Source organism: Curtobacterium sp. VKM Ac-2861, from assembly GCF_013204965.1.
GTDB lineage: Bacteria > Actinomycetota > Actinomycetes > Actinomycetales > Microbacteriaceae > Curtobacterium.
Window position 1 is genome coordinate 469,515 of record NZ_JABMLA010000003.1, and the last position, 25,031, is coordinate 494,545.

Here is a 25,031-nt window from a genome sequence, read left to right on the forward strand (position 1 = left end):
GAGGTCCCGTCTCAGCCGTGCGCGCACCGAACGAACACCCCACCGCAAGCGCGTGTGAGATGAAGGAGTCTCGAATGTCCGAACTGCTCGGCACCGGCGTCGGCCGCGGCGTCGCCCACGGCCCCGTGCTCCGCATGGCGGACCCGCTCGGCGAACCGTCGAAGGACGCCCTGACCGGTTCGGCGGACGACGCGAAGCAGGCCGTGCACGACGCACTGGCCGCGGTGGCCGAGGACCTCAACAAGCGCGGACAGCTCGCCGGCGGCGACGCCCAGGCCGTGCTCGAGGCGCAGGCGCTCATGGCGCAGGACCCGACCCTCCTCGACGACGTGCACACGCGCATCGACGGCGGCACCAACGCCGAGCGTGCCGTGTACGAGGCGTTCGCGCAGTTCCGCGACCTGCTCGTCGGCATGGGCGGCTACATGGGGGAGCGCGCAGCCGACCTCGACGACGTCGCCCAGCGCATCATCGCGAAGCTCCGCGGCGTACACGCCCCCGGTGTGCCCGAGTCGGACACCCCGTTCGTCCTCGTCGCCCGTGACCTCGCTCCGGCCGACACCGCGCTGCTGGACCTCGACAAGGTCCTCGCGCTGGTCACCCGAGACGGCGGCCCGACCTCGCACACCGCGATCCTCGCCCGCGCCAAGGGCATCACCGCGATCGTCGGCGTCACCGGTGCCGACGACCTGGTCGACGGCCAGTCGATCGTCGTCGATGCCGTCGCCGGCACCGTCGTCACCGAGCCGTCCGAGGCCCTGGTGGCCGACGTCGAGCAGCGCATCGCCGACCGGCTCGCCGCGGCCGCCGCACCGCTCACCGCCGGTGCCCTGGCCGACGGTCACGTGGTGCCCCTGCTCGCGAACCTCGGCAGCCCCGCCGACGCCGCGGGCGCCGTTGCTCTCGGTGCGGAGGGCGTGGGGCTCTTCCGCACCGAGTTCCTCTTCCTCGACTCGCCGAAGGCGCCGACCGTCGACGAGCAGACCGAGTCCTACCGTCAGCTCCTCGCCGCGTTCCCGGGCAAGAAGGTCGTCGTCCGTGCGCTCGACGCCGGTGCCGACAAGCCGCTGCCGTTCCTCACCGACAAGGACGAGGAGAACCCGGCGCTCGGCCGTCGCGGGCTCCGTGCGCTGCGCAACCACCCCGAGGTGCTGCGCGACCAGCTCGTCGCACTCGCCCAGGCGGACGCTGCGACCGAGGCCGACCTCTGGGTCATGGCCCCGATGGTCGCCGACGCCGAGGAGACCGAGTACTTCGTCACCCTGGCCCGTGAGCTCGGCATCCGCACCGCCGGCGTGATGGCCGAGGTGCCGTCGCTCGCCCTGATGGCCGAACAGGTGTTCCAGAACGCGGACTTCGTGTCGATCGGCACGAACGACCTGACCCAGTACACGATGGCCGCCGACCGCATGCTCGGCACCGTCGCGTCCTACCAGGACCCGTGGCACCCCGCCGTCCTGCGCCTCGTCGCGCAGCTCGGTGCGGCCGGTGCCGACGCGGGCAAGCCCGTCGGCATCTGCGGTGAGGCCGCAGCCGACCCGCTGCTCGCCGTCGTGCTCGTCGGCCTCGGCGCCACCACCCTCTCCATGACCCCCGCGGCCCTGGCCGACGTGCGCGCCGAACTCGGTCAGCACACGCTCGAGCAGGCCCGCGAGATGGCCCAGGCGGCACTCGCCGCGTCCACGGCGGCGGCCGCGAAGTCCGCCGCAGCGGCCGCGCACGCCGTCTGAGCCGCACCATCCCCAACACCCCGTCCGCACCAGCAGCAGCTCCACCACACAGAAAGTCACCGCACATGACAACGTCGTCCGTTGCAGCGCCCGACGCACCCGCGAAGTCGCGGGGCGGCGCACGCGTCGCCGTTCAGAAGTTCGGCACGTTCCTCTCCGGCATGGTCATGCCCAACATCGCGATCTTCATCGCGTGGGGCCTGATCACCGCCTTCTTCATCGAGACCGGATGGACCCCCGTCGGGATCCTCGGCGGGTTCGGTGAGACGGACGGTGTGGCCAACATCGGTCTCGTCGGCCCGATCCTGACGTACCTGATCCCGCTCGCGATCGCCTTCCAGGGCGGCCGGATGATCTACGAGACCCGTGGCGCCGTCGTCGGCTCGATCATGGCGATGGGCGTCATCCTCGGCGCCAACGGCACGATCATGATCCTCGGCGCGATGATCTGCGGGCCGCTCGGCGCGTACCTCATCAAGCAGATCGACAAGATCTGGGACGGCAAGATCAAGCCGGGCTTCGAGATGCTCGTCAACAACTACGCGGCCGGCATCCTCGGCTTCGGGCTGGCGATGGTCGGGTTCTTCTGGCTCGCCCCGCTGTTCAAGCTCATCGCCGAGGGCCTCGGCGACGCGGTGAACTTCCTCGTCCAGCACTCGCTGCTGCCGCTCGCCAGCGTCATCATCGAGCCGGCCAAGGTGTTCTTCCTGAACAACGCCATCAACCACGGTGTGCTCGACCAGCTCGGCGCCCAGCAGGTGCAGGACTCCGGCAAGTCGATCCTGTTCCTGCTCGAGGCGAACCCCGGCCCCGGTCTGGGCATCCTGCTCGCCTTCACCTTCTTCGGTGTCGGCATCGCCCGCTCGACCGCTCCCGGTGCGATCCTCATCCAGTTCTTCGGTGGCATCCACGAGATCTACTTCCCGTACGTGCTGCAGAAGCCGGTCCTGTTCATCGCCGTCATCCTCGGTGGTGCGACGGGCGTCGGCACGAACGTCCTGTTCGGCTCCGGCCTGGTCGCCCCGGCTTCGCCCGGATCGATCTTCGCCGTGCTGACGGCGACGGCGAAGGACAGCTACGTCGGCGTCATCCTGTCGGTCATCCTGTCCGCAGCGGTCACCTTCGCAGTCGCGTCGTTCTTCCTGCTGGCCAGCCGCAAGCGCGACCTCGCCAACGGCGGCGGCGACATGACCGCCGCGTTCGACAAGATGCAGGCCACCAAGGGCCGCGACGCGAACGCCGCGACCGCAGGGCTCTTCGGCGGCACCGCCCCGGCCAACTCGGAAGAGGCAGCCGCCGCCGGCACCACCGCCACCGCGACGAAGGTCCAGAACCTCGTGTTCGCCTGCGACGCCGGCATGGGGTCGAGCGCCATGGGCGCCAGCGTCCTGCGCAACAAGATCAAGAAGGCGGGCATCGAAGGGGTCACGGTCACCAACAAGGCGATCGCGAACCTGTCCGGTGACGAGGACCTGATCATCACGCAGGAAGAACTGACGGACCGCGCCAAGCAGAAGAACCCGAACGCGCAGCACGTGTCGGTCGGCAACTTCATGAACGCGCCGCAGTACGACCAGGTCGTCGACCAGCTCAAGAACCAGTAACGCCACCACCAGTAACGAAGTGCAGTATCGGAGGGGACGGGGACAGCCCCGTCCCCTCCGTCACGTCCTCGAACACCAAGGAGAACCACGATGCCCGTCCTGCAGGAGAGCCAGATCCGGATCCACACCGAGGACACCGCGCCGACCAAGTCGGAGGCGATGAAGGAGGCAGCCGAGATCCTCGAAGCTGCGGGCGCGGTCACCGCTGACTACTACCCGGCGATGCTCGAGCGTGAGAAGAGCGTGTCCACGTACATGGGCAACTTCCTCGCCATCCCGCACGGCACGAACGACGCGAAGGACGCCATCAAGTCGTCCGCGCTGTCGTTCATCCGGTACGCCAGCCCGATCGACTGGGACGGCAACCCCGTGCGCTTCGTCGTCGGCATCGCCGGCGTGAACAACGAGCACCTCGACATCCTGTCCAAGATCGCGATCGTGTTCTCCGACGAGGACGAGGTCCAGAAGCTCACCGACGCGGCCGACACCAGCGCGATCCTGTCGATCCTCGGCGAGGTCAACGAGTGAGCACCACCGACCGGGGCACCGCCGTCCACTTCGGTGCCGGCAACATCGGCCGCGGCTTCGTCGGCCTGCTCCTGCACGAAGCGGGCTACGAGGTCGTCTTCGCCGACGTCGCCGCGCCGCTCATCGACGCCCTCGCCGCCGCCGACTCGTACACCGTGCACGAGGTCGGTACCGGCGCCGAGGACCACGAGGTCACGAACTTCCGCGCCCTGAACAGCGCGCAGGACGAGGACGGCGTCGTCGCCGAGATCGCCACTGCCGCGATCGTCACCTGCGCGGTGGGCCCGAACGTCCTGAAGTTCATCGCCCCGGTGATCGCGCGGGCGCTGCAGCAGCGCGACGCGGACGCTGCGCCCATCGCCGTGATGGCGTGCGAGAACGCCCTGAACGCCACGGACCGTCTGCGCGAGTTCATCGTCGACGCGCTCCCGGCCGAGGGCCGTGACGCGGCACTCGCGAAGGCCGTCTTCGCGAACACCGCCGTCGACCGCATCGTGCCGGCCCAGCCCGAGGGCGCCGGCCTCGACGTCACCGTCGAGACCTACTTCGAGTGGGCCATCGACCGCACGCCGTTCGGCGGCAACGAGCCGGAGATCCCCGGCGCGCACTACGTCGACGGCCTCGCCGCCTCGATCGAGCGCAAGCTCTTCACGGTGAACACCGGGCACGCCACCGTCGCGTACCACGGCTTCGTCGCCGGGGCCGACAAGATCTCCGACGCCATCGCGATCCCCGCGGTGCGTTCCGAGCTCGAGTCCGTCCTCGCCGAGACGAGCGACCTGCTCGTCCGCCGCCACGAACTCGACCCCGAGGTGCACCGCGCCTACGTCCAGGCGATCATCGCCCGGTTCGAGAACCCGCACCTGCCCGACACGGTGACACGCGTCGGCCGGCAGCCGCTCCGCAAGCTGTCGCGTGACGAGCGCTTCGTCTCGCCCGCCGCGGCGCTGGCCGAGGACGGCACCGAGCCGACCGCACTGCTCGACGCGATGGGCGCGGCGCTCCGCTTCGACGTCGCCGACGACGAGCAGAGCGTCGAGCTGCAGGCGCTCCTGGCCTCGGACGCGTCCGATGCCGACGTGGTGACGCAGATCACCGGCCTCGCCGCGGAGCACCCGCTGCACGCAGCGTTCGCGGACCGGGTGCGTGTCGCGCGCGGCTGACGCCCTCGACGTGGCCCGGTGATGACGGGAGGCCCGGTGCCAGCTGGCGCCGGGCCTCCCGTCTTCACGTGGTCACCGCGACGGCCCCACCCGGATGGTGAGCCCGCCGTGGTCCACCGTCAGCCGCACCGCCACCACGGTGCCGAACGGGTCGCCGTCGAGCTGGACCTGTTCGGGCTGGTCCAGCTCGAGGTCGAGGACCCGTGCGCTCGTGTACCGCAGCGTCCGGGTGGCCGGGATGAGCCACGACAGGAAGCGACCGAAGCCGGTCCGGTGGAAGAAGCGGTTCAGCGACAGGCCGTAGCCGACGCCGGCCCAGCCGACCGTCCGACCGGGGCGGAACGCGACCGCGTCGAGCACCCCGTCGTCCGGCTTCGCGGCGGGCAGCAGCAGGACGCCGGCGGTCAGGGTGCCGCAGTTGCCGACGATGACGGTGTGCGCCCGCATCGTCCGGGTGTCACCGTCGTCGAGGCGGTACCGCAGGTCGATCTGCCGGTTGCCGATGACGGACCGCATGATCGGGTCGGAGTACGCGAGCCACCCGAACCGCTTCTTGAGGCGTGCGTTGGTGTTGGCCGCCATGTTCGCGTCGAGGCCGATGCCCGCCATCACCAGGAAGGCGTGGCGCGTCGTCGTGCCCTGCGGGTCGGTGAGCTCGGCGAACGCGAGGTCGACCCGTCGATCCGTCCCGGTGAAGGCGGTACGGACCGAGCCGGCGACGTCGTTCAGCGGGATGCGCAGGTTCCGGGCGTACAGGTTCCCGGTGCCGACGGGGAGCACAGCAAGGGGCACGCCGGAACCCTGCAGCACCTCGGCTGCGACGCGCAGCGTGCCGTCGCCGCCGACGACCAGGACGACGTCCGGCGCGCTGGCGAGTGCGTCGGTCGCGGCGGCGCGGCCGTCGTCGGGCGCCGCGGTCTCGAACCAGGTCGTGGGAGCCCAGCCGCTCCGGTCCTCCTCAGCCGCGACGGTGTTGCGGAGCACCCGCAGGTCGACCTTGGACGGGTTGACGACGATCGCGGCGCGCGGCATGTGAGGACGATACCGAACAGCCGTCGTCGGCCGGAACGGACGGGTCCTGTCCGGTATCGGCTGATCCGGGCGAACCTGGGAGTCAGGACCTCGGAACACATGCGATCCGGACACACTCCGGACACGGTGAACGCCGGGTGTCTCCGATGCCCGATCGGCTCTTCGCCATCTCAGGCAGGGGCCTCCGTGGCCAGAACGCCCATCCTCCGTCCGCTCATCGTGGTCAGCACCGGGATCGGGTTGGCCGCAGCGCTCGCCCTCGGCGCCTCCTCGGCCGCGTCCGCCGCCACCATCATCGACGGCCCCGTCGGTCTCGGGACCGCAGCGAGCTACGGCGTCCTCGGCGCGCAGACCGTGACGAACACCGGGCCGACCGTGGTCAACGGTGACCTCGGCGTCTCGCCCGGTACCTCGATCACCGGCTTCGGCGGCACCGGCAACGGGACCGTGAACGGCACCGTGCACCAGACCGACGCGGCGGCCGCGCAGGCCCAGTCGGACACCACGACCGCGTACAACGTGGCCGCTTCGCTGACGCCGACGCAGACCGGTCTCCAGGAGCTCAACGGGCTCAGCCTCAGCCCGGGCGTCTACAACGGCGACACGCTGCAGCTCGCGAACACCGGCCAGCTCACCCTGGCCGGCAGCGCGGACTCCGTCTGGGTGTTCCAGGCCGCGTCGACCCTGACCATCGGGTCCGGCACGAGGATCGTCATCACCGGTGGCGCGAGTTCGTGCAACGTGTTCTGGCAGGTCGGCAGCTCCGCGACCATCGGCAGCGCCGCCCAGTTCCAGGGCACCGTCCTCGCCGACCAGTCCGTGACCGCCACGACGGGTGCGACGGTCGTGGGCCGACTGCTCGCCCGGAACGCAGCGGTGACGCTCGACGACAACACGATCACCCGGCCGACGAACTGCCCGGCTGCGGGGACGCCGTCCGAGAGCGTCGCACCGACGATCACCTCGGGCACCCCGACCGACGCGACCGCCGGCACGCCGTACTCGTTCCCCGTCACCGCGACGGGCAACCCGGCGCCCACGTACTCCGACGGCGGAAGCCTCCCGCCCGGACTCACGATCAACCCGGACACGGGCGTCATCTCCGGCACGCCCACCACGCCGGGCACCACGACGGTGACGATCACAGTGGACAACGGCACGGCACCGCCGGACACCGAGACCTACGTCGTGACCGTCCGTGCGCCGGCACCGACGCCCACGGCGACGCCGACCGCTTCGGCTCCCGTGCCCACCGCTCCCACGTCGACAGCGCCCGCGGTCCCGGTCATCGGTGGAGGCGACACCGGCGGCGGCACGACGGAACTGGCCTTCACCGGCAGCGACCCGACGATCCCGCTCACCGCGGCAGGCGCGATGCTGCTCGGCGGCATCGCCGTGATGGTGCTCCGTGCACGGACCCTCCGCGCACGCCGTCGGCGGATCGGGGCGTAGCGTCGGCCGCATGACGAAGCACTGGGTGGCACCGCGGTTCGGCGGCAGCGAGGTCCTCGAGTACGTGGACACCGAGGTCGCCGCACCCGGACCCGGTGAGGTCACCATCGCGGTCCGCGCCGCTGGCATGAACCCCGCCGACACGAAGCACACGCGGCAGGGCGACCCGGCCGACCTGCCGGTGCCCGTCGGCTACGAGGTCGCCGGCGTGCTCACCGCGGTCGGACCGGACACCACGATCGCGTCCGGCGGGGGAGCGGTCGGCGACGAGGTCCTGGCGTTCCGGATCGCCGGCGGTTGGACGTCGTCCCTCACCGTCCCGGCTGCGGACGTCTTCGCGAAGCCCGTCGGGCTCGGCTTCCCCGAGGCGGCGAACCTGTTGCTCGCAGGCACCACCGCAGCCGACATGCTGCGCGTCACCCGTGCCGCGGGGCGCGACACCGTGCTGGTGCACGGTGCCTCCGGCGCAGTCGGCGTCAGCCTGCTGCAGCAGCTCCGCCTGCTCGGCGCGCGCGTCATCGGCACCGCCTCCGAGCGGGGTGCGGACGTCGTGCGACGCTTCGGCGGCGAGTGGGTCGCGTACGGCGACGGCCTGGAGGCACGGGTCCGGTCGCTCGCACCCTCCGGCATCGACGTGGCACTGGACTGCGTGGGCACCGACGAGGCCGTCGACGTCTCGCTCGCGGTGGTCGCGGACCGCGACCGGATCGTCACGATCGCCGCGCAGGCGCGCGCCGCCGAGGCGGGGTTCGCCGCGGTCGGTGGGGCGCAGCCAGCGAGCAAGGCGTTCCGCGACTCGGTGCGACAGCGACTGATCGACCTGGCCGGGGCCGGACAGCTCGAGGTCCCGGTGGCGCGGACGTTCCCGCTCGCCGAGGCGAAGACGGCCGCGGAGCTGCTGGAGTCCGGGCACCCCGGCGGCAAGCTCGCGCTGCTGCCCTGAGTCGGTCGGAGCGCCGGTCGGAGCCCTGTCGGAGCGCAGTCGCTGCGCTGTCCTCCGCTGGGGGGACGCGTCCGGTCGCCGCCGCTGCCAGACTCGACGGTGATCGCAGTCGGCCTCGGAAGGAACGAACCAGTGAGTGACCAGTACCCGCCGCAGAACCCGTACGGCCAGCAGCCCGGACCGTACGGCCAGCAGCCCGGACCGTACGGCCAGCAGCCCGGACCGTACGGCCAGCAGCCGACCAGCCCGCGCCAGCCCCCGCTGTGGGCGCCCTGGTACGGGATCCCGTTCGTGCAGGCGTTCCCGCGGTTCTGGAAGAAGTACGTCCGGTTCGACGGCCGCGCGAGCCAGTCGGAGTTCTGGTTCTGGGCCCTCTGGTACGTCATCGGCTCGGCGGCCACCGGCATCGTCGGCGGGTTCTTCAACGTGCTGCCGTTCTTCGACGACGCGTCGAACGGGTTGAGCGGGCTCTGGGCCCTGGCCTGCGCCCTCGGCTTCATCGCCCTGACGGTGCGACGACTGCACGACGTGAACCTGAGCGGGTACTTCGCCTTCCTCTTCATCATCCCGCCGCTCGGTGTCCTGTTCTCGCTGATCGTCGGTCTGATGGGCTCGAACCCGCAGGGGCAGCGGTACGACGAACCGCACCGCGGGTAGCGAGCGACGGCCGCGCGACGGTTCTGGTTGACTCGGACCCGACTACCAGCCAACGATCGAGGGGGACACCGTGAGTGACCAGTACCCGCAGAACCCGTCCGGCCAGCAGCCGGGCGGCCAGCCGAACCCGTACAACGGAACGCCGCAGTACGGCCAGCAGCCGGCGACCGGCCCGAACGGCGAGCCGCCGATCTGGGCCCCCTGGTACGGGATCTCCTTCGGCAAGGCCGTCGGACGCTTCTTCAAGAAGTACGCGACCTTCAGTGGCCGCGCGAGCCGCAGTGAGTTCTGGTGGTGGTACCTGGCGAACGCGATCGTCGGCATCGTCCTCGGCATCCTGTACGGCATCGGCTTCGCCACGTCGGAGCGCTCGACGGTGTCGATGTCGACCGCGACCTCGGCGAGCGTGCAGTCGACGGTGACCAGCCCGTCAGCGCTCTTCGTGATCGCCGGCATCCTGCTCGGACTCTGGGGTCTCGCGATCATCATCCCGACGCTCGCCCTCGGCTGGCGACGCCTGCACGACGCGAACCTGCCCGGTGCCCTGTGGATCATCGCGATCTTCGTCGGCATCGTCGGCATCGTGTTCGGCCTGCTGCCCTCGAACCCGCAGGGCGAGCGCTACGACCGACCGACCGGCGCTCGATGAGCAACGACACACCGCAGTGGGGCCAGCCCGGTGGCGACCGGCCGTCGGGGCAGCCTGACCCTGGGCAGCAGCCGGGGTACGGGCAGCAGCCGGGGTACGGGCAGCAGCCCGGTCCGTACGGCCAGCAGCCTGGTGCCAACGGGCAGCAGCCCGGTCCGTACGGCCAGCAGCCTGGTGCCTACGGGCAGCAGCCCGGGTACGGCCAGCAGCCCGGCCAGTACGGCCAGCAGCCCGGCTACGGCCAGCAGTACGCCGACCCGTACCCGCAGGCCGGTCCGCCGATCCCGGTCGGGCCCGACGGAGCTCCGCCGCTGTGGGCACCCTTCTACGGTGCAGGGTTCCTCGACGCCTTCACGCGCTTCTTCAAGAAGTACGCCCGGTTCGACGGACGCGCCAGCCGCAGTGAGTACTGGTACTGGGTCCTGGCGAACGCGATCGTGACCCTCGTTCTGTACGGCGGGTTCATCGCCGGCATCATCTCGTGGAGCGTCTCGGCCTCGACCACCGACGAGTACGGCTACACCCAGACCGAGGGTGCACCCCCGGCGTGGATCTTCATCCTGCTCGTCCTGTACGGCATCTGGTGGCTCGGGACCCTCATCCCGAACATCGCACTGGGGTGGCGCCGCGTGCACGACGCGAACCTCGCCGGTCCGCTCTGGCTCATCGGGATGTTCGTCGGCATCGCCGCGATCGTGTTCGGTTGCCTGCCGCCGAACCCGGCTGGTGCGCAGTACGACCGCCCCGACCAGGCGTAGCAACACTGAACGGCAATCGGCCCGCACTGCGCGAAAGCGCGGTGCGGGCCGACTTTCGTCGTGCGGGGTGTCAGACCACGCGGAGTCGAGCCAGTGCACCGTCGACGACGAGGTCGCGCACGGTGACCGTGGGATCGGCGATCTGGAAGCGGAGCGCGCCGCCCGGCTGCTCGAACCACGGCTGCACGAAGCGGACATTCACCATGAACGGGCGCTCGACCAGGTAGCGATGGGTCTCCGGGACGCCGGCGACGTGCGGCGGCAGCGACCGGCTCGGCAGCGGGGTGTCGAGCGGGTGCAGCAGGTAGCCGTCCGGACCACCGATGCGGTCGACGGGGACGCCCGCGGGGATCTGGATGGTCAACCCCTGTTCTCCGGCCTGCGACACCTGCTGCGCCAGCTGCGGGTACGTCGACGCCGCACGGTCACGGAGCCCGTCGAGCTCGTGCCGGGCGATGTCGCGCGGAGCCGGGAACGGCCGGTTCAGGAACCGACGGAGCATCTCGACCGCGTCCTCCTCACCGCGCGCGGTGGCGAGGCGACGAGCCGTGCCGTAGTCGACGACCTCGAGCGCGAACTCGTCGGACGCCTCGGCCGGGACCACGCGGAGCGCACCCTCGACCGGCGGCTCGTGCAGGGTCTCTCCGGGGAGCTGCACGTAGCGGATCGTGTAGCCGAGCTGGTCGAGGATGGGGCGGGTGGCCGCGAACGTCATGGAGCGGAGCCTATCGGTGGAGTCGATGTCGAGTCTTGGACGACCCCGAGTGTCAGGCGCGGCCCCGCATGACGGCCTGCTTGACCTCGGAGATCGCCTTCGTCACCTGGATGCCACGGGGGCAGGCGTCGGTGCAGTTGAAGGTGGTCCGGCAGCGCCAGACCCCTTCCTTGTCGTTGAGGATGTCGAGGCGGACCTCGGCGGCGTCGTCACGCGAGTCGAAGATGAAGCGGTGCGCGTTCACGATCGCGGCCGGGCCGAAGTACTGCCCGTCGGTCCAGAACACCGGGCACGACGAGGTGCACGCAGCGCAGAGGATGCACTTCGTGGTGTCGTCGAAGCGTGCGCGGTCGGCCACCGACTGGATGCGCTCCTTGCCCGGGGTGGGCGCCGTCTTCGGCTGCAGGAACGGCTGGACCTCGCGGAAGGACTTGAAGAAGGGCTCCATGTCGACGACGAGGTCCTTCTCGAGCGGCAGGCCCTTGATCGCCTCGACGTAGATCGGCTTCGAGACGTCGAGGTCCTTGATCAGGGTCTTGCACGCCAGCCGGTTCCGGCCGTTGATGCGCATCGCGTCCGAGCCGCAGACCCCGTGGGCGCAGGAACGTCGGAACGTCAGGGAGCCGTCCTGGTCCCACTTGATCTTGTGCAGGGCGTCGAGGATGCGGTCGGTCGGCAGCATCATGACGTCGAAGTCCTGCCAGCGCGGCTCGTCGTCGACGTCCGGGTCGAAGCGCCGGATGATGAGCGTGACGGAGAAGGACCCGGGAGGCGCGTCGGTGGTGTCGGTCCGGGGTGCGTCGGAGACCAGGGTGTCGGTCATCTCAGTACTTCCTCTCCATCGGCTGGTACCGGGTCACGACGACCGGCTTCCAGTCCAGCGTGATGTGGTCGTCGGCGAGTGACGAGTGCGGGTCGCCCGTCAGGTACGCCATCGTGTGCTGCATGTAGTTCTCGTCGTCGCGCTTCGGGTAGTCGTCGCGCATGTGGCCGCCGCGGCTCTCCTTGCGGTTGCGGGCCGAGTAGACGACCACCTCGGCCAGGTCGAGCAGGAACCCGAGCTCGACGGCCTCGAGCAGGTCGGTGTTGAACCGCTTGCCCTTGTCCTGCACCGAGACCTGCATGAAGCGGTTCCGGAGCGTGTGGATGGTCTCGGTGACGCGGGCGAGGGACTCGTCGGTGCGGAACACCTGGGCGTTCTTGTCCATCTCGTCCTGCAGCTCCTTGCGCAGGACGGCGATGCGCTCGGTGCCGGTCGAGGCGCGCAGCTGGTCGAGCATCGCCCGGACGCCGGCAGCGGGGTCCTCGGGCAGCGGGAGGAACTCGGCGGTCTTGACCCACTCGGCGGCGTTGTTCCCCGAGCGCTTGCCGAAGACGTTGATGTCGAGGAGCGAGTTCGTGCCGAGACGGTTCGAGCCGTGCACCGAGACGCAGGCGCACTCGCCGGCGGCGTAGAGGCCGGGGACGACGGTGGTGTTGTCGTAGAGCACCTGCGCGTCGGTGTTCGTCGGGATGCCACCCATCGCGTAGTGCGCGGTCGGCATCACCGGCACCGGCTCGACGACGGGGTCGACGCCGAGGTAGGTGCGGGCGAACTCCGTGATGTCCGGGAGCTTGGTCTCGAGGACCTCCGCACCGAGGTGCGTGCAGTCGAGCAGGACGTAGTCCTTGTTCGGGCCGGCACCGCGGCCTTCGGCAACCTCTTGCACCATGCACCGGGCGACGATGTCGCGTGGGGCGAGGTCCTTGATGGTGGGGGCGTAGCGCTCCATGAAGCGTTCACCGGAGGCATTGCGCAGGATCGCACCCTCGCCACGAGCACCCTCGGTCAACAGGATGCCGAGGCCCGCGAGGCCCGTCGGGTGGAACTGGAAGAACTCCATGTCCTCGAGCGGCAGGCCGGTGCGCCACACGATGCCGACGCCGTCGCCGGTCAGGGTGTGCGCGTTCGAGGTGGTCTTGTACATCTTGCCGAAGCCGCCGGTCGCGAAGATCATCGCCTTGGCGTGGAACACGTGCAGCTCACCCGTGGCGAGCTCGAACGCGACGACGCCGGCCGGCTGCTTGCGCGTGACGCCGTCCTCGCCCACGACGTCGACCATGATGAGGTCGAGCGCGTAGAACTCGTTGTAGAACTCGACGCCGAGCTTGACGCAGTTCTGGAACAGCGTCTGCAGGATCATGTGGCCGGTGCGGTCGGCCGCGTAGCAGGCGCGACGGACCGGTGCCTTGCCGTGGTCGCGGGTGTGGCCGCCGAAACGACGCTGGTCGATCTTGCCCTCGGGCGTGCGGTTGAACGGCAGGCCCATGTTCTCGAGGTCGATGACGGCGTCGATGGCTTCCTTCGCCAGGATCTCGGCGGCGTCCTGGTCGACCAGGTAGTCGCCGCCCTTGATCGTGTCGAAGGTGTGCCACTCCCACGAGTCCTCTTCGACGTTCGCGAGGGCCGCGGCCATCCCGCCCTGCGCCGCACCGGTGTGCGAGCGGGTCGGGTAGAGCTTCGAGATGACGGCCGTCTTCGCCTTCGGGCCGGCCTCGATCGCGGCACGCATGCCCGCGCCTCCTGCGCCGATGATGACGATGTCGAACTGGTGGTGGTGCACGGTGGTCTCGGTCACAGGGGTCTTTCCGTAGACGGTGGGAAGGCGGTCGGCAGCGGGAATGGTGCTACTGCGCCGGGCAGAAGGAGGGCAGGTCCGCGGCGGCTGCGCCGGCGGGGCACGGGTCGAACGTCCAGCAGACGAGCAGGCCGAGGACGATCAGCACGACGCACGCGATGAGGATCGCGGCGAGGAGCGTCTTCCGGATGCCCGGCTTCGACACGTAGTCGTTGACGATCGTGCGCATGCCGTTCGAGCCGTGGATCAGCGCCAGGACGAGCATGAGGGAGTCCCACACCTGCCAGAACGGGTTGGCCCACTTGCCGGCGACGAAGGCGAAGTCGATCTGCTTGACACCCTCGCCCGCCACCATGTTGACGAAGAGGTGGCCGAAGATCAGCACGACGAGCAGGACGCCCGAGCCGCGCATGTAGATCCAGCCCCACTTCTCCCAGTTGGTGGAGCGGCGGGCGGCCGAGGCGGAACGGGGAGGTTCGACGATCTGCGTGGTCATCAGGTGCCCCTCTAGTTGAAGTCCGCGAAGAGGTTCATGAGCTGGCGGGGCAGGAAGCCCGCGATCGCGATCGCCCACAGGACGATGACGACCCAGAACATGGCCCGCTGGTACTTCGGCCCCTTGGACCAGAAGTCGACGAGGATGATCCGGAGCCCGTTGAACGCGTGGAACACGATGGCCATGACCAGGGCGATCTCGCCGATGTTCATGATCGGGGTCTTGTACGTGCCGATGACCGCGTTGTACGCCTCGGGTGAGAGGCGCACGAGAGCCGTGTCGAGGATGTGCACGAGCAGGAAGAAGTAGATCGCGACACCGGTGACCCGGTGCAGGACCCACGACCACATGCCGGTCGATCCGCGGTACAGCGTGCCCTCGAGTTTCCGAGAGGCGCGGGGCGCCTCGATCGTGACTTCGGGGACGGCGGTCGCCGTACCGCCGCCGGTGGGCTCAGCCATGAGCTCGTCCTTCCATAGGACGGGCTCGCCCGATCGGCGAGCCCTTGCCGTTCGTGTTCGTGTGGAACACGTCCCATCCTATGCGCGGGTGCTGACCTTCTCGTCCCGACCGGCCCGCAGGCCCCGACCGACGGGCGGCGCGCCGATGGTCCTGGCCGTGTCGTGGTGGCCCAGGAGCTGGTCGCCGACGGCCTCCCACGTGGTGCCCTCGACCCGGAGACGGCCCGCCGATCCCATCCGTTCCGCGAGTGCGCGGTCGTGGTGGAGCCGCAGGACCGCCTGTCGCAGGGCCTGTGGTGCGTCGGTGTCGTAGAGCTCGCCGTCGAGTCCGGGGGCGACGAGGTCGAGCGGACCACCCGACGCCGGCGCGATCACCGGCAGCCCCGAGGCGTGCGCTTCCTGGAGGGTCTGCCCGAAGGTCTCGGCCGGACCGGTGTGCACGAAGAGGTCGAGCGAGGCGTACGCGTCGGCGAGGGCGTCGCCGCGCAACGGTCCGGTGAAGGTGACGTCGAGGTGCCGCAGTCGCCGTTCGAGCAGCGCGCGGGACGGTCCACCGCCGGCCACGACGACGCGGATGCCGGGGATCCCGCCGAGCTCGGCGAGCCGTTCGACCTCCTTCTCCGGGGCCAGCCGTCCGACGTAGCCGACGATCGTCTCGCCGTGCGGCGCGATCCGGCGTCGGAGCGCTCGGACGTGGGCGGACTCCCGTCGGGCCGGGTGGAAGAGCTCGGTGTCGACCCCGCGCCCCCAGCGGGCGACGCGGGGTACCCCGTCCTCGGCGAGCATCGCGGCGGTCGCGCTCGACGGCGCGAGCGTCAGCGAGGCGCCGGCGTGGATGCGGCCGAGGATCCTGCGGACCAACGGGACGGTCGCCGTCAAGCCGTTGCGGCGGGCGAAACCGGCCACGTCGGTCTGGAAGACGGCGACGGAGGGGATGCCGAGCCTCCCGGCTGCCGTGATCGCGCGCCCGCCCAACAGGAACGGACTCGCGGCGTGGAGCACGTCGGCGCCGGAGGCGGCGAGGATCGTGTCGAGGACGGGGTGGGGGAGTGCGACGGGGAACTGCCGGTACGCGACGGCGGGGATCCGGTGCACGTCGAAGGAGCGGTAGCGCTCGACACTGCTGCGGGACCGGAACTGCGCGAGCCCCGGGGTGTCCGGTGCGATCACGACCGCGCGGTGGCCTCGGCGTTCCAGGTGGTCGAGGACCGCCAGGACGCTGGTGGTCACGCCGTTGAGGGTGGGCAGGAAGCTCTCGGTCACGACGGCGACGGTCCGGGGGGACGTGCCGCGCTCCACGCTGCGTGCGCTCATGGTGTTTCCCATGCTCCGGGCGTGACGTGACCCCGCGGGGCCGACGACGTGAACGGGGCGGAGGCGACGGGTGAACAACGCAACGTCGTCGCCGCGCGCACGCGCGTCACTGCCCTGCGGGAGCCCGCATGCGGGAATCGTGCGGAGACCACCCAGGATCCGCGCGGCAGGACCGGTACGGTGAGCGCGTGGCTGACGCTCTCGAAGACTTCTACGCGATCATCCCCGCAGGGGGCATCGGATCGCGCCTGTGGCCGCTGTCGCGCGCGGACGCACCCAAGTTCCTGCACGACCTGACCGGCTCCGGCACCTCGCTGCTCCGGCAGACCTGGGACCGGCTCGCCCCGCTCGCGGGCGAGCAGCGGATCATGGTCGTGACCGGACGGGCGCACCGCGTCGCCGTCGAGTCGCAACTGCCGGGGGTCGAGGACCACAACGTGGTGCTCGAGAGCGAGCCGAAGGACTCCACGGCGGCCATCGGCCTCGCCGCGGCGATCCTGGTGCGCCGCGAACCCGACGTCGTCATCGGCTCCTTCGCCGCCGACCACGTCATCGGTGACGCCCGCGGCTTCCGCCGTTCGGTGCGCGAGGCCGTCGCCGTCGCCCGCGCCGGGTACATCACCACCATCGGCATCACGCCGACCGAGCCCGCGATCGGCTTCGGGTACATCCACGCGCACGGCGACACCCTCGACATCGAGGGCGCACCGACCGCGCACGCCGTCCGGTCGTTCGTCGAGAAGCCCGACCTGGACACCGCACGCTCGTACGTCGAACAGGGCACCTACCTTTGGAACGCGGGCATGTTCATCGCCCGCGCTGACGTGCTGCTCGAGGAGATCGGCCGGAACAACCCGACGCTGCTGGCCGGCATCAACGAGCTCGCGGACGCCTGGGACACCTCGGCCCGCGGTGCGGTCGTCGACGCGGTGTGGCCCACGCTCGAGAAGATCGCGATCGACTACACCGTCGCCGAGCCGGCCGCCGCGGCCGGACGCATGGCGGTCGTCCCCGGTGACTTCGACTGGGACGACGTCGGCGACTTCGCCTCGCTCGCCAAGCTGCAGTCCGGTGGTCGTCCGAACAACCTCGCCGTGCTCGGTGACGGCGCCCGGATCCTCGCCGACTCGTCGAGTGGCATCGTGATCTCGCACAGCCAGCGGCTCATCTCGCTCATCGGGGTCGAGGACATCGTCGTCGTGGACACCCCCGACGCGTTGCTCGTGACGACCAGCGCGAACGCGCAGCGGGTCAAGGGCGTCGTGGATGCGCTCAAGATCAGCGGCCGCGGCGACGTCCTGTAGCGCTCCACCGACAAACCCCTCGAACTGGGGGTCCGAGCGCGACCCCGCGTTACGGGCGCGTTTCGGCGCGGTCGCGATCCCGTAACTGATCCGTCCGGTGCTCAGAACGGGTCCTGTACCGGCCGGGCGGTCGTGTACTGTCGCCACGATCGCCCGGAACGCACGTGGTCCGGGCACGCTCCCCGGAGGAACCCACCCGTGACATCTCGTACCCGACGCGTCGTCCTCAGCGGCTTCGCGCTCCTCGGCACCGCCGCCGTCCTCGCAGGCTGCGCCTCGGCGCCGTCCGACACGACGACCGCCAAGAAGACCGACTTCCGCCCCTGCATGGTCTCCGACGCCGGTGGCTTCGACGACAAGTCGTTCAACCAGCTCGGCTACGAGGGCATGAAGGACGCCGCCAAGGACCTCGGTGCCACCTACAAGGAAGCCGAGTCGAAGGACGCCACCGTCTACGACTCGAACATCCAGCAGCTCATCGGCCAGAACTGCAACCTCGTCGTGACCGTCGGCTTCAACCTCGCCGACGCCACGAAGAAGCAGGCCGCGGCGAACCCCGACACCGACTTCGCGATCATCGACGACAGCTCGATCGACGCGAAGAACGTCAAGCCGATCACGTTCGACACCTCGCAGGCCGCGTTCCTCGCCGGCTACGCAGCGGCGTCCTACTCGAAGACCGGCGTCGTCGGCACCTTCGGCGGCATGCAGATCCCGACCGTCACCATCTTCATGGACGGCTTCGCGGACGGCGTGAAGTACTACAACGAGCAGAAGGACAAGGACGTCCAGGTCAAGGGCTGGAACGTCGACACCGGCAAGGGCTCCTTCACCGGTGGCTTCGAGGCCGGCACGCAGGCCAAGTCGGTCGCGCAGACGCTCCTCGACCAGGACGCCGACGTGATCCTGCCCGTCGGCGGTCCGATCTACCAGTCGGCTGCCGAGGCCATCAAGGACGCCGACAACGGCTCCGTCCTGATCGGTGCGGACAGCGACCTCTACGAGGCCGACCCGCGCTACAAGGACATCGCCTTCACCTCGGTCGAGAAGGGCATGCGCCCGGCCGTGAAGGACGTCGTCGAGCAGGCGGCCGACAAGAAGTTCTCGAAGACCCCGTACGTGGGCACGCTCGAGAACGAGGGCGTCGGCATCGCGCCGTTCCACGACTACGAGTCCAAGGTCGACAAGGGCCTCCAGGGCGAACTGGACGACATCAAGGCCGGCATCATCGACGGCTCGATCAAGGTCAAGACCCAGTCCTGACCCGACGAACGCGGGCGAGGGGCTTCCCTCGCCCGCGTTCTCGTGCGCCCGAGCGGTGCACGCGAGACCGTGCGCCCGCGTGGCGCACTCGAGGTCGTGCGCCCGCGTGGCGCACTCGAGACAGAAATAGACTCCCGAACATGAAGCTCGAACTCCGCGGCATCACCAAGCGGTTCGGCGCCCTGGTCGCCAACGACCACATCTCGCTCACCGTCGAGCCGGGTGAGGTCCACTGCCTCCTGGGTGAGAACGGCGCCGGCAAGTCCACCCTGATGAACGTCCTCTACGGCCTGTACGACGCCGACGAGGGCGAGATCCTGCTCGACGACGTGGTCCAGGACTTCGACGGCCCCGGTGACGCCATGCGCGCCGGCATCGGCATGGTGCACCAGCACTTCATGCTCGTCCCCGTCTTCACCGTCGCCGAGAACGTCATGCTCGGTCAGGAGCAGACCACCTTCGGCGGCCGGCTCGACCTGGCCGGCGCCCGCAAGCGGGTCAAGGAGATCTCCGACCGCTTCGGGTTCGACGTCGACCCCGACGCCAAGATCGAGGACCTGCCCGTCGGCGTCCAGCAGCGTGTGGAGATCATCAAGGCGCTGTCCCGCGACGCCTCCGTGCTGGTATTCGACGAGCCGACGGCCGTCCTCACCCCGCAGGAGACCGACGAGCTGATGGGCATCATGCGGCAGCTCCGCGAAGCCGGCACCGCGATCGTCTTCATCACCCACAAGCTCCGCGAGGTCCGCGAGGTCGCCGACCGCATCACGGTGATCCGGCTCGGCAAGGTCGTCGGCGAGGCCTCGCCCGCGGCGACCAACAACGAGCTCGCCGCGATGATGGTCGGCCGTGCCGTCTCCCTCGTCGTCGACAAGACGCCGTCGACCGGCGGCGAGGACGCCCTGGTCGTCGAGGGCCTCACCGTCACCGACCCGTCCGGCATCGTGCTCGTCGACGACGTGTCGTTCTCGGTCCGTCGCGGCGAGGTCCTGGCGATCGCCGGGGTGCAGGGCAACGGACAGACCGAGCTCACCGAGGCGATCCTCGGTCTCGAGCCCGTCCACGCCGGCCGCATCACGCTGGACGGCAAGGAGCTCACCGGCCGCAGCGTCAAGCAGGTGCTCGACGCCGGCGTCGGCTTCGTGCCCGAGGACCGCAAGGAGGACGGCCTGGTCGGCGAGTTCACGATCGCGGAGAACCTCATGCTCGACCGGTCCGACCACGACGCGTTCGTCCGCGCTGGCACCATCCGCGCCGCCGAGCGCGACGCCTTCGCCGACGAGAAGATCGCCGAGTTCGACATCCGCACGCCGGGCCGCGCGACCGCTGCCGGTCGGCTGTCCGGCGGCAACCAGCAGAAGATCGTCCTCGCCCGGGAGCTCAGCCGCGAGCTCCGGCTCTTCGTCGCCGCGCAGCCCACGCGCGGCATCGACGTCGGGTCGATCGAGTTCGTGCACAAGCGCATCGTCGCCACCCGCGACACCGGTGTGCCCGTCATCGTCGTCTCCACCGAGCTCGACGAGGTCGTGGCACTGGCCGACCGCATCGCCGTCATGTACCGCGGCGGCATCGTCGGGATCGTGCCGGCGACCACCCCGCGAGACGTCCTCGGCCTCATGATGGCCGGCGAGATCCCAGAAGGAACGGAGCTGGCCGCATGACCGGTTCGGCCGGCGAGATCCAAGCCACATCCACGACCGGAACGGAGCTGGCAGCGTGACCGCGCAGGACCCAGACAACACGCAGCCCACTGCCGGCACCGAGGCAGACGCCCCGCTCACCGACGACCGCCTGCAGGAGGCCCCGGAGACCCCGCACCTGATGACGGACTCGGCGGACGACACCGAGCGCCGCAACGGCGCCCCCGGCACCGACCGCTGGCACGCCGCGATGCAGAGCATCCTGAACGGCTCCGTGCTCGTCACGGTCCTCGCGGTCGTGCTCGCCCTCGTCGCCTGCGGCATCCTCATCGCCCTGACCGACGAGAACGTCCGTGCCACGGCCGGCTACTTCTTCGCCCGTCCCGCCGACATGCTCCAGGCCATCGGCACCGCGGTCGGCGGCGCCTACGCCTCGCTGTTCCAGGGCTCGGTGGTCAACTTCGGCGCCACCAGCTTCCAGCAGGCGATCGCCCCGCTCACCCGGTCGATCGACTACGCGGTGCCGCTCGTCGTCGCCGGCCTCGGGATCGCGCTGTCCTTCCGCGCCGGGCTGTTCAACATCGGCGGCCAGGGCCAGATCCTGATGGGGGCCGCGGCCGCCGGCTGGGTCGGGTTCTCGTTCGACGGCCCTGCCGCGATCCACATCCCGCTCACGATCGTCGCCGGCATCGTCGGCGGTGCGGTCTGGGGAGGAATCGTCGGTGTCCTCAAGGCGCGCACGGGTGCGAACGAGGTGGTCGTCACGATCATGCTCAACTACGTCGCGCTCTACCTGGTCAGCTACCTGCTCCGGACTCCCGGTCTGCTCCAGGCTCCGGGCAGCAGCAACCCGATCTCCCCGGCAACGAAGGACAGCGCCCTGCTGCCGCAGCTGTTCGGCGTGCGGTACGGCGTGGACCTCGGCTTCATCGTCGCGATCATCGCCGTCGTCGTGGTCTGGTGGCTCGTCAACAAGTCGTCGCTCGGCTTCCGGTTCCGCACCATCGGTGAGAACCCCCGCGCCGCCCGCGTCGCCGGCATGAGCGTGCCGGCACTGACGATCTGGGTGATGGTCATCTCCGGTGCCCTCGTCGGCATCGCCGGTGCCTACCAGGTGCAGGGTGCGGTCACGACGGGCTTCACCTCGGGCATCGACGCCGGCATCGGCTTCGACGCGATCACCGTCGCGCTGCTCGGCCGCTCGAAGCCGTGGGGCGTGTTCTGGGCCGCGATCCTGTTCGGTGTGCTGAAGAACGGCGGCTACGCCATGCAGGCCGCCAACGGCATCCCGATCGACATCGTCGGTGTCATCCAGGCCCTCATCGTCCTGTTCATCGCGGCGCCGCCGCTCGTCCGCGCGATCTTCCGGATCCCGCAGCCGGGAGCCCGCCAGCGCACGAAGACGAGCAAGAACAGCAAGAAGGCGGTCGCCGCGTGAGCACCCTCAGCCCCACCGCGGCGCCCGCGTCGCCCCTGTCCGACCGTCCGGTCGAGACGACCCGCAGCTGGAAGCTCCCGATCGGGTACGCGGTGTTCACGCTGCTCGCGGTCGTGTTCTTCGTCCTGCTCAGCCGTGCCGGCACGACCACCTTCCGGCTCGCGAACGCCGGCGACTTCGTCGCCCTGCCGAACGTCCCGCTGTCGGCGGCACCGACCGGCTACGTCGTGGTCGTGCTCCTGGCGATCGCCACGGTCTACGCCTTCGTCGAGGTCCGCGCCTACCGGCACGTCCCGCTCTGGGTCACGTCGGTCTTCGCCATCGTCTTCGTCGTCGGCTTCCTGACGTGGGCAGCGGCCGGCGCCACGATCCCGCTGCCCGGCCTGCTGGTCGGCGCACTCGGGCTGAGCGTCCCGCTCGTGTTCGGTGCCCTCGGCGGCGTCATCTCCGAGCGGGTCGGCGTGGTCAACATCGCCATCGAGGGCCAGTTCCTCGCGGGCGCGTTCACCTCGGCGCTCATCGCGTCGCTCACCGGCTCCGCGTGGGTCGGACTCGTCGGCGCGCTCGTCGCCGGTGTGCTCGTCTCGTTCATCCTGGCCGCGTTCAGCATCAAGTACCTCGTCGACCAGGTCATCGTCGGTGTCGTCATCAACGCCCTCATCTCGGGGCTGACCGGCTTCCTGTACTCGCAGGTGCTGTCCCCGAACGAGACCACGCTCAACGTCGGCGTCCGGTTCCCGAAGTTCGAGATCCCGCTGCTCCACCAGATCCCGGTCATCGGTCCGGTGTTCTTCGAGCAGAGCGTCATCGTCTACCTGGCGTACGTGGCCGTCGCGGTCGTCACCTTCGGCCTGTTCAAGACCCGCTGGGGCCTGCGCCTCCGCGCGGTCGGCGAGCACCCGCAGGCGGCCGACACGGTGGGCATCAACGTCACGAGCACCCGGTTCTGGAACGTGTCGCTCGCCGGCGCGATCGCCGGCCTCGGTGGCGCGTACTTCACGCTCGACGCGGTCGGACCGTTCACGAAGGACATGACCGCGGGCGCCGGCTACATCGCCCTGGCCGCCGTCATCTTCGGCCGCTGGGACCCGATCAAGGCCACGCTGGCGGCGCTGCTGTTCGGCTTCGCGTCGAACCTGCAGAACACGCTCGGGGCGATCGACTCGCCCGTGCCGAGCGAGTTCCTGCTGATGCTGCCGTACGTGGTGACGATCTTCGCGGTGGCCGGCCTGGTCGGCCAGTCGCGCGGTCCCGCCGCGTCCGGCAAGCCGTACATCAAGAGCTGACGGCCAGGAGGCACGGCACATGACCGACACGCACGCTGCGGACGACGGCACGGCCGCGTCCACCGACGCGATCGCCTGGACGGACCCGGCCACGGCCCTGCGCGCGGGAGGCGGCGACACCGCCGCCGACGGGGCGGACGCAGCCACGGGCCTCCCGGTCGACGACGTGGACTGGGGCGCTCTCCGGGACGCCGCCACGGCCGCGATGCGGCGCGCCTACGCGCCGTACTCGTCGTTCCCGGTGGGCGCCGCGGCGCTCACCGACGACGGTCGGATCGTCTCCGGCTGCAACGTCGAGAACGCGAGCTACGGGGTGACGCTCTGCGCGGAGTGCTCGCTCGTGTCGCAGCTGCACATGACCGGCGGCGGCAAGCTCGTCGCGTTCACGTGCGTCGACGGCGACGGGGCGACCCTCATGCCGTGCGGCCGCTGCCGCCAGCTGCTGTTCGAGCACTCGACCGAGGGCATGCTCCTCGAGACGGTCTCGGGCATCCGCACCATCGACGAGGTCCTGCCCGACGCGTTCGGGCCACGCACCCTCGCCACCTACCAACAGGAGCACTGATCCCCATGGCCGTCGAGCCGTTCGACACCGTCGACCTCATCCGCACGAAGCGCTCCGGCGGCGCCCTGAGCACCGCCGAGGTCGACTGGCTCGTCGACGCGTACACCCGCGGTTACGTCGAGGACCCGCAGATGGCCGCGATGGCGATGGCGATCTTCCTGAACGGGATGGAGCGGCGCGAGGTCAAGGACCTCACGCTCGCGATGATCGCGTCGGGGGAGCGGATGTCGTTCGGGTCGCTCGGCAAGACGACCGTCGACAAGCACTCCACGGGCGGGGTCGGCGACAAGATCACGCTGCCGCTCGCACCGCTGGTGGCGTCGTTCGGCGTCGCGGTGCCGCAGCTGTCCGGCCGCGGCCTCGGTCACACCGGCGGGACGCTCGACAAGCTCGAGTCGATCCCCGGGTGGCAGGCTGCGCTGTCGAACGACCGGATGATGGAGATCCTGTCCGACGTCGGCGCGGTCATCTGCGCCGCTGGCTCGGGTCTCGCACCCGCCGACAAGAAGCTGTACGCCCTGCGCGACATCACCGGCACCGTCGAGTGCATCCCGCTCATCGCGTCGAGCATCATGTCGAAGAAGATCGCCGAGGGCACCGGTGCGCTCGTGCTCGACGTGAAGTTCGGTTCCGGTGCGTTCATGCCGACGTACGAGGCGTCGCGCGAGCTCGCGCAGACGATGGTCGACCTCGGGAACGACGCCGGGGTGAAGACCTCGGCGCTGCTGACCGACATGGAGGTCCCGCTCGGGCTGACGATCGGCAACGCGCTCGAGGTGCGGGAGTCGGTCGAGGTGCTGGAGGGCGGCGGTCCGGCCGACGTCGTGGAGCTGACCGTCGCGCTGGCCTCCGAGATGCTCACGCTGGCTGGACTGCCGGACGCCGATCCCGCCGCGGCGCTGGCCGACGGTCGCGCGATGGACACCTGGCGCCGGATGATCTCCGCGCAGGGTGGGGACCCCTCCGCCGCGTTGCCGGTCGCTCGCGAGCAGCACGTCGTCACCGCGCCGTCGTCCGGTGTGCTGGCGCAGCAGGACGCCCTGCCGTTCGGCGTCTCGGCCTGGCGCCTCGGCGCCGGTCGTGCCCGCGCGCAGGACCCGGTGCAGGCCGGGGCGGGCATCGAGCTGCACGTCAAGCCCGGTGACACCGTGACCGAGGGGCAGCCGCTCTGGACGCTGCACACCGACGACGCCTCGCGGATCCCGCGCGCGCTCGAGTCGCTCGAGGGTGCGTGGTCGATCGGCTCGTCCGACGCTGCCGTGGCGGCCCGCGGGCCGATCGTGCGGGAGCGCATCGCGGGCTGAACGCGACCGTCCGACCGACTGGAGGCTCTCCGCACACGTGTGGACCGGGCTCGCAGGCTCGCCCGCGCATCCCACGGATCGCTTCGCGATCCCGTTTAGTGGGATGCGCCA

At 70.2% G+C, this 25,031-nt stretch carries 23 protein-coding genes; 16 read left to right on the forward strand and 7 right to left on the reverse strand.

From position 1 onward, the window contains the following. The first annotated feature begins 74 nt into the window (after positions 1-74). The 4 genes from ptsP to HQQ88_RS10290 all read left to right on the forward strand — a co-directional run bounded on the left by ptsP (position 75) and on the right by HQQ88_RS10290 (position 5,025). Positions 75-1,730 carry a phosphoenolpyruvate--protein phosphotransferase gene (gene ptsP, locus HQQ88_RS10275; RefSeq protein WP_173169371.1) on the forward strand — a complete coding sequence of 552 codons (1,656 nt, stop codon included), beginning with the start codon at positions 75-77 and terminating at the stop codon, positions 1,728-1,730. Between the two features lie 65 nt (positions 1,731-1,795). Continuing rightward, positions 1,796-3,334, forward strand: a complete 1,539-nt coding sequence (locus HQQ88_RS10280) for a PTS mannitol transporter subunit IICB (protein ID WP_165903544.1) — start codon at positions 1,796-1,798, stop codon at positions 3,332-3,334. A gap of 90 nt (positions 3,335-3,424) precedes the next feature. Then, positions 3,425-3,862 (forward strand): PTS sugar transporter subunit IIA, encoded by a 438-nt coding sequence (locus HQQ88_RS10285; RefSeq protein ID WP_027466426.1) that lies wholly within the window; start codon positions 3,425-3,427, stop codon positions 3,860-3,862. Then, a complete protein-coding gene (locus tag HQQ88_RS10290; protein ID WP_173169372.1) occupies positions 3,859-5,025 on the forward strand; it encodes a mannitol-1-phosphate 5-dehydrogenase in 1,167 nt (388 codons plus the stop codon). Before HQQ88_RS10285 ends, HQQ88_RS10290 begins: the two co-directional genes overlap by 4 nt. Before the next feature lie 72 nt (positions 5,026-5,097). Here the strand turns inward: HQQ88_RS10290 and HQQ88_RS10295 are convergent, their stop codons facing one another. After that, positions 5,098-6,057, reverse strand: a complete 960-nt coding sequence (locus HQQ88_RS10295) for a diacylglycerol kinase family protein (RefSeq protein ID WP_173169373.1) — start codon at positions 6,055-6,057, stop codon at positions 5,098-5,100. Positions 6,058-6,243: 186 nt separating this feature from the next. On the opposite strand from HQQ88_RS10295, the gene HQQ88_RS10300 reads away from it, so the two are divergent. The 5 genes from HQQ88_RS10300 (at position 6,244) to HQQ88_RS19210 (ending at position 10,516) form a co-directional block, all read left to right on the forward strand. Continuing rightward, the gene (locus tag HQQ88_RS10300) at positions 6,244-7,509 is read left to right on the forward strand and encodes an ice-binding family protein (RefSeq protein ID WP_173169374.1); all 1,266 of its coding nucleotides are present in this window, start codon (positions 6,244-6,246) and stop codon (positions 7,507-7,509) included. Between the two features lie 10 nt (positions 7,510-7,519). Beyond that, complete coding sequence (locus HQQ88_RS10305) at positions 7,520-8,452, forward strand: NADP-dependent oxidoreductase (protein ID WP_173169375.1); 933 nt, start codon at positions 7,520-7,522, stop codon at positions 8,450-8,452. A 132-nt stretch (positions 8,453-8,584) separates the two neighbouring features. After that, on the forward strand, positions 8,585-9,109 hold the full coding sequence (locus HQQ88_RS10310; protein ID WP_173169376.1) for a DUF805 domain-containing protein: 525 nt from the start codon (positions 8,585-8,587) through the stop codon (positions 9,107-9,109). A 70-nt stretch (positions 9,110-9,179) separates the two neighbouring features. Then, complete coding sequence (locus HQQ88_RS10315; protein ID WP_123292176.1) at positions 9,180-9,758, forward strand: DUF805 domain-containing protein; 579 nt, start codon at positions 9,180-9,182, stop codon at positions 9,756-9,758. Next, entirely contained in the window at positions 9,755-10,516 is a 762-nt protein-coding gene (locus HQQ88_RS19210) for a DUF805 domain-containing protein (RefSeq protein ID WP_216834458.1), read from the forward strand. The genes HQQ88_RS10315 and HQQ88_RS19210 overlap by 4 nt, the downstream gene beginning before the upstream one ends. 70 nt (positions 10,517-10,586) lie before the next feature. On the opposite strand, the gene HQQ88_RS10325 is transcribed toward HQQ88_RS19210, so the two are convergent. The 6 genes from HQQ88_RS10325 to HQQ88_RS10350 all read right to left on the reverse strand — a co-directional run bounded on the left by HQQ88_RS10325 (position 10,587) and on the right by HQQ88_RS10350 (position 16,120). Further along, positions 10,587-11,231: a TNT domain-containing protein gene (locus HQQ88_RS10325; protein ID WP_111086631.1), complete on the reverse strand. Its 645-nt coding sequence runs from the start codon at positions 11,229-11,231 to the stop codon at positions 10,587-10,589. 52 nt (positions 11,232-11,283) lie between these two features. Continuing rightward, the gene (locus HQQ88_RS10330; protein WP_123292177.1) at positions 11,284-12,054 is read right to left on the reverse strand and encodes a succinate dehydrogenase iron-sulfur subunit; all 771 of its coding nucleotides are present in this window, start codon (positions 12,052-12,054) and stop codon (positions 11,284-11,286) included. A gap of 1 nt (position 12,055) precedes the next feature. Beyond that, positions 12,056-13,849, reverse strand: a complete 1,794-nt coding sequence (sdhA, locus tag HQQ88_RS10335) for a succinate dehydrogenase flavoprotein subunit (protein WP_123338916.1) — start codon at positions 13,847-13,849, stop codon at positions 12,056-12,058. 49 nt (positions 13,850-13,898) lie between these two features. Then, positions 13,899-14,345 carry a succinate dehydrogenase, hydrophobic membrane anchor protein gene (gene sdhD, locus HQQ88_RS10340; RefSeq protein WP_111086628.1) on the reverse strand — a complete coding sequence of 149 codons (447 nt, stop codon included), beginning with the start codon at positions 14,343-14,345 and terminating at the stop codon, positions 13,899-13,901. An 11-nt stretch (positions 14,346-14,356) separates the two neighbouring features. Next, entirely contained in the window at positions 14,357-14,806 is a 450-nt protein-coding gene (gene sdhC / locus HQQ88_RS10345; RefSeq protein ID WP_173169377.1) for a succinate dehydrogenase, cytochrome b556 subunit, read from the reverse strand. Positions 14,807-14,884: 78 nt separating this feature from the next. After that, the gene (locus HQQ88_RS10350; protein ID WP_243692439.1) at positions 14,885-16,120 is read right to left on the reverse strand and encodes a glycosyltransferase family 1 protein; all 1,236 of its coding nucleotides are present in this window, start codon (positions 16,118-16,120) and stop codon (positions 14,885-14,887) included. A 188-nt stretch (positions 16,121-16,308) separates the two neighbouring features. Here HQQ88_RS10350 and HQQ88_RS10355 point away from each other — a divergent pair, with 188 nt between their 5' ends. From HQQ88_RS10355 to HQQ88_RS10385, 7 genes are all read left to right on the forward strand, one after another. Next, a complete protein-coding gene (locus tag HQQ88_RS10355; RefSeq protein ID WP_123672266.1) occupies positions 16,309-17,424 on the forward strand; it encodes a mannose-1-phosphate guanylyltransferase in 1,116 nt (371 codons plus the stop codon). A 198-nt stretch (positions 17,425-17,622) separates the two neighbouring features. Then, positions 17,623-18,687 (forward strand): BMP family protein, encoded by a 1,065-nt coding sequence (locus HQQ88_RS10360; protein ID WP_123292183.1) that lies wholly within the window; start codon positions 17,623-17,625, stop codon positions 18,685-18,687. A 140-nt stretch (positions 18,688-18,827) separates the two neighbouring features. Beyond that, positions 18,828-20,348: an ABC transporter ATP-binding protein gene (locus HQQ88_RS10365; protein WP_123292184.1), complete on the forward strand. Its 1,521-nt coding sequence runs from the start codon at positions 18,828-18,830 to the stop codon at positions 20,346-20,348. Between the two features lie 55 nt (positions 20,349-20,403). Then, entirely contained in the window at positions 20,404-21,765 is a 1,362-nt protein-coding gene (locus HQQ88_RS10370; RefSeq protein WP_173169379.1) for an ABC transporter permease, read from the forward strand. Continuing rightward, positions 21,762-23,051, forward strand: a complete 1,290-nt coding sequence (locus HQQ88_RS10375; RefSeq protein WP_123338926.1) for an ABC transporter permease — start codon at positions 21,762-21,764, stop codon at positions 23,049-23,051. The genes HQQ88_RS10370 and HQQ88_RS10375 overlap by 4 nt, the downstream gene beginning before the upstream one ends. 166 nt (positions 23,052-23,217) lie before the next feature. Further along, positions 23,218-23,616, forward strand: a complete 399-nt coding sequence (locus HQQ88_RS10380) for a cytidine deaminase (protein WP_123339066.1) — start codon at positions 23,218-23,220, stop codon at positions 23,614-23,616. Positions 23,617-23,621: 5 nt separating this feature from the next. Next, positions 23,622-24,920 carry a thymidine phosphorylase gene (locus HQQ88_RS10385; RefSeq protein WP_134195037.1) on the forward strand — a complete coding sequence of 433 codons (1,299 nt, stop codon included), beginning with the start codon at positions 23,622-23,624 and terminating at the stop codon, positions 24,918-24,920. The last annotated feature ends 111 nt before the right edge of the window (positions 24,921-25,031 follow it).

Excerpts from the sequence above, each read along its gene's own strand:
- ptsP (WP_173169371.1), top strand. The coding sequence starts at position 75 with ATGTCCGAACTGCTCGGCACCGGCGTCGGCCGCGGCGTCGCCCACGGC.
- HQQ88_RS10280 (WP_165903544.1), top strand. The coding sequence starts at position 1,796 with ATGACAACGTCGTCCGTTGCAGCGCCCGACGCACCCGCGAAGTCGCGG.
- HQQ88_RS10285 (WP_027466426.1), top strand. The coding sequence starts at position 3,425 with ATGCCCGTCCTGCAGGAGAGCCAGATCCGGATCCACACCGAGGACACC.
- HQQ88_RS10295 (WP_173169373.1), bottom strand. The coding sequence starts at position 6,057 with ATGCCGCGCGCCGCGATCGTCGTCAACCCGTCCAAGGTCGACCTGCGG.
- HQQ88_RS10305 (WP_173169375.1), top strand. The coding sequence starts at position 7,520 with ATGACGAAGCACTGGGTGGCACCGCGGTTCGGCGGCAGCGAGGTCCTC.
- HQQ88_RS19210 (WP_216834458.1), top strand. The coding sequence starts at position 9,755 with ATGAGCAACGACACACCGCAGTGGGGCCAGCCCGGTGGCGACCGGCCG.
- HQQ88_RS10325 (WP_111086631.1), bottom strand. The coding sequence starts at position 11,231 with ATGACGTTCGCGGCCACCCGCCCCATCCTCGACCAGCTCGGCTACACG.
- HQQ88_RS10330 (WP_123292177.1), bottom strand. The coding sequence starts at position 12,054 with ATGACCGACACCCTGGTCTCCGACGCACCCCGGACCGACACCACCGAC.
- sdhD (WP_111086628.1), bottom strand. The coding sequence starts at position 14,345 with ATGACCACGCAGATCGTCGAACCTCCCCGTTCCGCCTCGGCCGCCCGC.
- sdhC (WP_173169377.1), bottom strand. The coding sequence starts at position 14,806 with ATGGCTGAGCCCACCGGCGGCGGTACGGCGACCGCCGTCCCCGAAGTC.
- HQQ88_RS10350 (WP_243692439.1), bottom strand. The coding sequence starts at position 16,120 with ATGAGCGCACGCAGCGTGGAGCGCGGCACGTCCCCCCGGACCGTCGCC.
- HQQ88_RS10365 (WP_123292184.1), top strand. The coding sequence starts at position 18,828 with ATGAAGCTCGAACTCCGCGGCATCACCAAGCGGTTCGGCGCCCTGGTC.
- HQQ88_RS10385 (WP_134195037.1), top strand. The coding sequence starts at position 23,622 with ATGGCCGTCGAGCCGTTCGACACCGTCGACCTCATCCGCACGAAGCGC.